6 protein-coding genes are annotated in these 7,497 nt (G+C 59.6%); 5 read left to right on the forward strand and 1 reads right to left on the reverse strand.

Features of this window, described 5'->3' with window-relative positions; all coding sequences use genetic code 11:
- Window positions 1-169 precede the first annotated feature (169 nt).
- A complete protein-coding gene (locus HNO86_RS06930) occupies window positions 170-535 on the reverse strand; it encodes a response regulator (RefSeq protein ID WP_175376272.1) in 366 nt (121 codons plus the stop codon).
- 249 nt (window positions 536-784) lie between these two features.
- Between HNO86_RS06930 and HNO86_RS06935 the strand changes: the two genes are divergently transcribed.
- The 5 genes from HNO86_RS06935 to HNO86_RS06955 all read left to right on the forward strand — a co-directional run bounded on the left by HNO86_RS06935 (window position 785) and on the right by HNO86_RS06955 (window position 7,312).
- On the forward strand, window positions 785-4,276 hold the full coding sequence (locus HNO86_RS06935) for a response regulator (RefSeq protein ID WP_175376273.1): 3,492 nt from the start codon (window positions 785-787) through the stop codon (window positions 4,274-4,276).
- Entirely contained in the window at window positions 4,277-5,092 is an 816-nt protein-coding gene (locus tag HNO86_RS06940) for a protein-glutamate O-methyltransferase CheR (protein ID WP_175376274.1), read from the forward strand.
- A complete protein-coding gene (locus HNO86_RS06945) occupies window positions 5,089-5,682 on the forward strand; it encodes a chemotaxis protein CheB (RefSeq protein WP_175376275.1) in 594 nt (197 codons plus the stop codon). Before HNO86_RS06940 ends, HNO86_RS06945 begins: the two co-directional genes overlap by 4 nt.
- Window positions 5,676-6,857: a hybrid sensor histidine kinase/response regulator gene (locus HNO86_RS06950; RefSeq protein ID WP_175376276.1), complete on the forward strand. Its 1,182-nt coding sequence runs from the start codon at window positions 5,676-5,678 to the stop codon at window positions 6,855-6,857. Before HNO86_RS06945 ends, HNO86_RS06950 begins: the two co-directional genes overlap by 7 nt.
- Before the next feature lie 77 nt (window positions 6,858-6,934).
- Window positions 6,935-7,312 carry a response regulator gene (locus HNO86_RS06955; RefSeq protein WP_175376277.1) on the forward strand — a complete coding sequence of 126 codons (378 nt, stop codon included), beginning with the start codon at window positions 6,935-6,937 and terminating at the stop codon, window positions 7,310-7,312.
- Window positions 7,313-7,497 lie beyond the last annotated feature (185 nt).

A 7,497-nucleotide genomic window follows, 5' to 3' on the forward strand; every position in this document is an offset into this window, starting at 1 on the left:
GCACGGTCCTTGTAGCAGCTGGCGAAGCCTGCGTCCGACTGCGAAGCAGTCGCCAATCCAGACACTGCGGTCTGTCAGGCAAATCGGGTACACAGGTTTTACGACTGCTTCGCAGCCGGACGCAGGCTTCGCCAGCTGCTACAGATTGTGATCAACGGATAAATGGGGGTCAGCAATTATCGAGAATACCCCTGACCTTATCCCGCAACTGATCAATCGAAAACGGCTTGCCGATCAAAAACATCCCCTGCGGCACCTCGATGCTCTCGGCATACCCGCTGGCAAACAGAATCGGCAAGGTCGGGCGCAACGTACGCGCCTCGTTCGCCAACTCCCGGCCATCCATGATCGGCAGGCCGACGTCGGTCATCATCAGGTCGATGTGTCGGTTGACGTCCTTGAGGATCTGCAGGGCCTGCTCACTGCCGTCGGCTTCCAGCACATTGAACTCCAGTTCATCGAGCACATCGACAATCAGCATGCGCACGATGGAGTCGTCTTCGACGACCAGGATGGTGGGGGAGGTGGCGGACATAGTGAGCTTTCTCGAAATGGTTGGGCTGTCGTCGGTCAATCGAAATCGCCGACCCTATTGCATGAGTAAGTGGCGGCTCCCGACAAGTTCCCTACGCGCTATAAAAAGAATAGAGGCAAGGATACCCGCTCCTTCGCCGCGAGAGCAGATGAATGTAGGACTTTGCCCATAAGCCTGTGAGAAAAATGGATCCATTTGCCCGTTTTCGGGCAAACTCCTTGTTTTTCACCCGTTCAACAAGGCCTGAATATGACCACTGTGTCCTCGGTTGATGAGCAGCGATTCCGCAAGATCCTGAGCCGCAACATCAGCCTGCCGCTGGGTATGGGTGTCATCAGCGCGGTTTTTTTCGTGTCGCTGATCACCTACCTGTTGTCCACGATCCAGTGGGTCGAGCACACCGACCGGGTGATCAATAACGCCAATGAGGCGGTCAAACTGACGGTCGATCTGGAAACCGGAATGCGCGGTTTTCTGCTCAGTGGCGATGAAAAGTTTCTCGAACCCTATGAAACGGCCAAGCCGCGGATGGAGGTCGTGCTCGCCACCTTGCTCGAGTTGACCGCCGACAATCCCGCCCAGACCGACCGCTTGAACCGCCTGCAATCGTTGCAGCAGGAGTGGGCTACTTACGCGCAGGAGATGATCAGCTTGCAACGCACCAGCGGTGACTACCGCAGTGCTGTGCGGGCCGGCAAGGGCAAACGCCTGACCGACGAGATCCGCAAGCAGTTCGAAGACGTGATCGGCATGGAGCAGCAATTGCGCGCCTCGCGCAATGAAGACGTGCGCCGCACCACGATCTGGAGCATCGCCCTGTACCTGGTGTTCATCGCCGCCATCAGCGGCCTGCTGGCGTACATCGGTCGTCGCGACCTGCTCAACCTGTCGCAGGAATACGGCGCCAACCTGGTCAGACAGCAAGCCAGCGCCAATCGACTTGAGCGCCAGGCCTGGCTGCGCACCGGCCAGACCGAACTGGCCGCACAGGTACTGGGCCAGCTGTCGCTGAACCTGCTGGGGCGCAACATCCTCCAATTCTGCGCCCATTACCTGGGCAGCGCGGTGGCGGCGATTTATGTCCGCGAGGAACACGGCGGCCTGCGGCGGGTGGCGTCCTACGGTTTTTCCCGCGAGCAGGAAGCCCGGGAACAGCAGATCTACGCCGACGAAGGCATCGTCGGCCAGGTCGCGCAACAGGCCCGTTTGATTCGCCTGGACAGCGTGCCCGGCGATTACTTCAAGGTCAGCTCCGGCCTTGGCGAAGGCTTGCCGTGCAGCGTGGTGGTGGTACCGACCAGCGACGATGACCGGGTCAACGGCGTCATCGAACTGGGTTTCCTGCGCCCGCTGGATGATCGCGATATCGAATTGCTGGAACTGATCGCCGGCAGCATCGGCACGTCCATCGAAGCTGCGCGCTACCGCCAGCGATTGCAGGAAGTACTGGCCGAAACCCAGCAGCTCAACGAAGAGCTGCAGGTCCAGCAGGAAGAACTGAAGACCGCCAACGAAGAACTCGAAGAACAGTCGCGGATTCTCAAGGAATCCCAGGCGCATCTGGAAACCCAGCAGGTCGAGCTGGAGCAGACCAACGAACAACTGGCCGAACAGGCCGAAGTCCTGGCCGAGCAGCGCGACGCCATGGACCTGAAAAACACCGAACTCAACCAGGCCCAGGCCCAGCTCGAAGAGCGCGCTGAAGAGTTGCAGCGTTCGAGCAAGTACAAATCCGAATTCCTCGCCAACATGTCCCACGAACTGCGCACGCCGTTGAACAGTTCGCTGATCCTGGCCAAGTTGCTCGCGGAAAACCCCCAGGGCAACCTCAGTGGCGAGCAGGTGACCTTCGCCGAGTCGATCTATTCGGCCGGTAACGACCTGTTGAACCTGATCAACGACATCCTCGATATTTCCAAGGTCGAGGCCGGCAAGCTGGAAATCCGCCCGGAGACCACCAGCGTCGCGCGCCTGGTGGACGGCTTGCGCGGCATGTTTGAGCCATTGGCGGCGGACAAGCAGTTGCAGTTCGCCGTCGAGCTGCAGGACGGTTCGCCGGCGACGATGTTCACCGATCGCCAGCGCCTGGAGCAGGTGATCAAGAACCTGCTGTCCAACGCGGTGAAATTCACCGAGAAGGGCAGTGTCAGCCTGAGTGTGGCCAGCGCGCCGAACCAGGGCATTGCCTTCATCGTCCGCGATTCCGGGATCGGCATTGCCGACGAGCAGCAGGAAAGCATTTTCGAAGCCTTCCGCCAGGCTGACGGCACCACCAATCGCCGTTACGGCGGCACCGGGCTGGGGCTGTCGATTTCCCGGGACCTGGCGGCGTTGCTCGGAGGCTCCATCAGCGTCTCCAGCGTGCCGGGGCAGGGCAGTGTGTTCACCCTGGTGGTGCCGCAGCAGTACGTCGAGCCGGATGATGTCGCCTTCGAGCCGATCCACCTGCCATTGAAGGCACCGGCACCGAGCGCGGACTTTACGCCGGTACAGCCATCGACCGGCGATGTGGAGATTGCGCGATTCAACGACGACCGCTCCAAGGCGCCTTTCAACACCCGTTGCATCCTGGTGGTGGAAGACGAACCGAACTTCGCCCACATCCTTTATGACCTGGCCCACGAACTGGGTTATCAGTGCCTGGTGGCCCACGGCGCCGACGAAGGCTATGACCTGGCCCGGCAGTTCGTGCCCGATGCGATCCTGCTGGACATGCGCCTGCCCGACCATTCCGGCCTGACCGTGTTGCAGCGCCTGAAGGAACACGCCGAGACCCGGCACATCCCGGTGCACGTGATTTCGGTCGAGGACCGGGTGGAAGCGGCGATGCACATGGGCGCCATCGGTTACGCCCTCAAACCGACCACCCGCGAAGAGCTCAAGGACGTGTTCGTGCGCCTGGAAGCCAAGCTGACCCAGAGGGTCAAGCATGTGCTGCTGGTGGAAGACGATGACTTGCAGCGTGACAGCATTTCCCGGCTGATCGGCGACGATGACATCGAGATCACCGCTGTCGGCTTCGCCCAGGAGGCGCTGGACCTGCTGCGCACCACGAGCTTCGATTGCATGATCATCGACCTCAAGCTGCCGGACATGCTCGGCGGCGACCTGCTCAAACGCATGTCCACCGAGGACATCTGCTCGTTCCCGCCGGTCATCGTCTACACCGGACGCAACCTGACCCGGGATGAAGAGGCGGAACTGCGCAAGTATTCCCGTTCGATCATCATCAAGGGCGCGCGTTCGCCGGAGCGCCTGCTGGATGAAGTCACACTTTTTCTGCACAAAGTCGAATCCCGGATGTCTCATGAACGACAGAAGATGCTCAAGACCGCCCGCAGCCGCGACAAGGTGTTCGAGGGCCGCAAGGTGCTGCTGGTGGACGACGATGTGCGCAACATCTTTGCCCTGACCAGCGCGCTGGAACAGAAGGGGGCGGTGGTGATCATCGGCCGTAACGGTCGCGAGGCGATCGAACGTTTGAAGGAAGTCGAGGACATTGATCTGGTGCTGATGGACGTGATGATGCCGGAGATGGATGGCTATGAAGCCACCATGGAAATCCGCAAGGAAGCGCGCTGGCGCAAATTGCCGATCATTGCGGTGACCGCCAAAGCCATGAAGGACGATCAGGAGCGCTGCCTGCAGGCCGGCGCCAACGATTACCTGGCCAAGCCCATCGACCTGGACCGGCTGTTTTCGCTGATCCGCGTGTGGCTACCGAAAATGGAACGTATCTAAGTGGAGCCCAATACCGAGATCGAACTGCGCTTGCTGATCGAGGCGATCTACCTCAAGTACAGCTATGACTTTCGCGATTACTCCGGGGCGTCGATCAAGCGCCGGGTGATCCACGCGCTGAGCCAGTTCGAGTGCAACACCATTTCGGCGCTTCAGGAAAAGGTCCTGCATGATCCGGGCGCGTTCATGCAATTGCTGCAACTGCTGACGATTCCGGTCAGCGAGATGTTCCGCGATCCGTCGCACTACCTGGCGATTCGCAACGAAGTGGTGCCGCTGCTCAGGACCTATCCGTCGATCAAGGTCTGGGTGGCCGGATGCAGCACAGGCGAAGAGGTCTACTCGATGGCCATTCTGCTGCGTGAGGAGGGCCTGCTGGAACGCACCATCATTTACGCCACGGACATCAATCCGCGCTCGCTGGAGAAAGCCAAGCAGGGGATTTTCTCGATGGAGAATGTCCGCGCCTACACTGCTAATTACCAGCAGGCAGGTGGCCAGCGTTCGTTCGCCGATTACTACACGGCGGCCTACGGCTACGCGATTTTCGACAAGTCGCTTTGCGAGAACGTGACGTTCGCCGACCACAGCCTGGCGACGGATAGCGTATTCTCCGAAACCCAATTAATTTCATGTCGTAACGTATTGATTTATTTCAATAAAAATCTTCAGGATCGAGCGTTCGGGTTGTTTCACGAGTCCCTGTGCCACCGCGGTTTCCTGGTATTGGGCAGCAAGGAAACCCCGGATTTTTCGGCCTTCGGCAACCAGTTCGAGCCCTTGGTCAAACAAGAACGGATCTACCGCAAATCATGAACGGTGCAACGGGTTTACCGTCAATCGAAGCCATCGTGATCGGCGCCTCCGCCGGGGGCGTGGAAGCGCTGCTGAACATCCTCGGCGAACTGCGTCAGGGGTTCGGGTTGCCGATCATTGTGGTGCTGCACCTGCCCAATGAGCGCCGCAGCCAATTGACCGAAGTCTTCGCCCGACGGGTTGCGCTGCCAGTGCAGGAAGCCGCGGACAAAACCACGATCGAAGCCGGCACCCTGTATTTCGCCGCGCCCGGTTATCACTTGTCGGTAGAACTGGATCGCAGTTTTTCCCTGAGCCTGGAAGAGCGGGTGCACTATTCCAGGCCGGCCATCGATTACCTGTTCGAATCCGCTGCCGACGCCTATGGCCCGGCCCTGGCCGCTGTCCTGCTGACCGGCGCCAATCGCGATGGCGCTCATGGCCTGGCGCAGGTCAAACGCCATGGCGGGCTGACCATCGTACAGGACCCGAATGAGGCACAGGTCGCGACCATGCCCCAGGCGGCGCTGGCCATTCATCAGCCTGATCACATCCTCCCTATCCGCGGCATCGGCCGCTTGCTTGTCGAGCTGGAACGAATCGCATGTTGAGTAATATCCAGGCCAAACTGCTGATCGTCGACGATCTGCCGGAAAATCTGTTGGCCCTCGAGGCGCTGATCAAGCGCGAAGACCGCCTCGTCTACAAGGCGCAATCGGCGGACGAGGCCTTGTCGCTGCTGCTGCAACACGACTTCGCCCTGGCCATTCTCGATGTGCAGATGCCCGGCATGAACGGCTTCGAGTTGGCCGAACTGATGCGCGGCACGGAAAAGACCCGCAGCATTCCGATCGTGTTCGTCAGCGCTGCCGGGCGCGAGCTGAACTATGCGTTCAAGGGTTATGAAAGCGGCGCCGTGGATTTCCTGTACAAGCCGCTGGATATCCATGCGGTCAAGAGCAAGGTCAACGTGTTCGTCGAGTTGTACCGCCAGAGCAAGGCCATGCAGCAACAGGTCGAAGCGCTGGAACATAGCCGCCGCGAGCAGGAAACGCTGCTGGGGCAATTGCAGAGCACGCAGCTGGAGCTGCAGCAGGCCGTGCGCACCCGCGATGACTTCATGTCCATCGTCGCCCACGAAGTGCGCACGCCGCTCAATGGCCTGATCCTCGAAACCCAGCTGCGCAAGATGCACCTGGCCCGGGATAACGCGGCGGCGTTCACCCTCGACAAGATGCGCGCCATGGTCGACCGCGACGAGCGGCAGATCAAAAGTCTGATCCGGCTGATCGAAGACATGCTCGATGTGTCGCGCATTCGTACCGGCAAGCTGTCGATCCGCCCGAACTGTTTTGATCTGACGGTGCTCGTACGTGCGCTGTTACAAAATTTCGCCCAGCAGATCGAAGCCGCCGAAGCCTCGGTTTCCCTGGAGGCCAGCGAGCCGGTGGTCGGCAACTGGGATGAATTTCGCATCGAACAGGTGATTTCCAACCTGCTGACCAACGCCTTGCGCTACGGTGCCAAGAGCCCGATCCAGGTGAAGGTCTACAGTGAGAACGGCGAAGCCCGGGTGGAAGTGCGGGATTTCGGGATCGGCATCAGTGAAGAGAACCAGCAACGGATTTTCCAGCAGTTCGAGCGGGTCACGGCCAAACACGCCGTCGCCGGACTGGGCCTGGGATTGTTTATTTCCGAGCAGATCGTGACCGCCCATGGCGGCAGCATTACCGTCGAAAGCCGGATTGGCGAAGGCGCCCTGTTTCGCGTTTGTCTGCCGCTGTAGGAAAACAGCCCGATAAACGCAACCTCTGATCGACCGCAGGGTCGTATCAGCAGCTATTGAACGAACAAAGGCTTCCCATGAGTGAAGATGCACAAGATGTAGTACTCGTCGTCGAAGACGAGCCGGTTATCCTGATGGTGTTGACCGACTATCTGTCGGGGCAGGGGTATCGTGTGCTTCAGGCGGAAAACGGTGAGCAGGCCTTCGAGATCCTCGCCAGCAAACCCCATCTGGATATGTTGATCACCGACTACCGCCTGCCTGGCGGCATCTCCGGCGTACAGATCGCCGAACCTGCGGTAAAGCTGCGGCCGGACCTGAAGGTGATTTTCATCAGCGGCTACGCCAAGGAAATCCGCGAGACCGGCAGCCCCATTACCCAAAAGGCGCCGATCCTGGAAAAGCCGTTCGACCTGGATGTGTTGCAGGAGATCATGCAGGATTTGTTGTCCTGATCCCCCGCTGATTGTTGGACATGCGCCGGAGCTGTGTAGGAGCTGTCGAGTGAAACGAGGCTGCGATCTTTTGATCTTGCTTCTGAAAAATCAAAAGATCGCAGCCTCGTTTCACTCGCCAGCTCCTACAGTGTTTGCGGTGTTTGCGGTGTTTGCGGTGTTTGCGGTGTTTGCGGTGTTTGCGG

Source organism: Pseudomonas sp. C1C7, from assembly GCF_013359595.1.
Lineage (GTDB): Bacteria > Pseudomonadota > Gammaproteobacteria > Pseudomonadales > Pseudomonadaceae > Aquipseudomonas.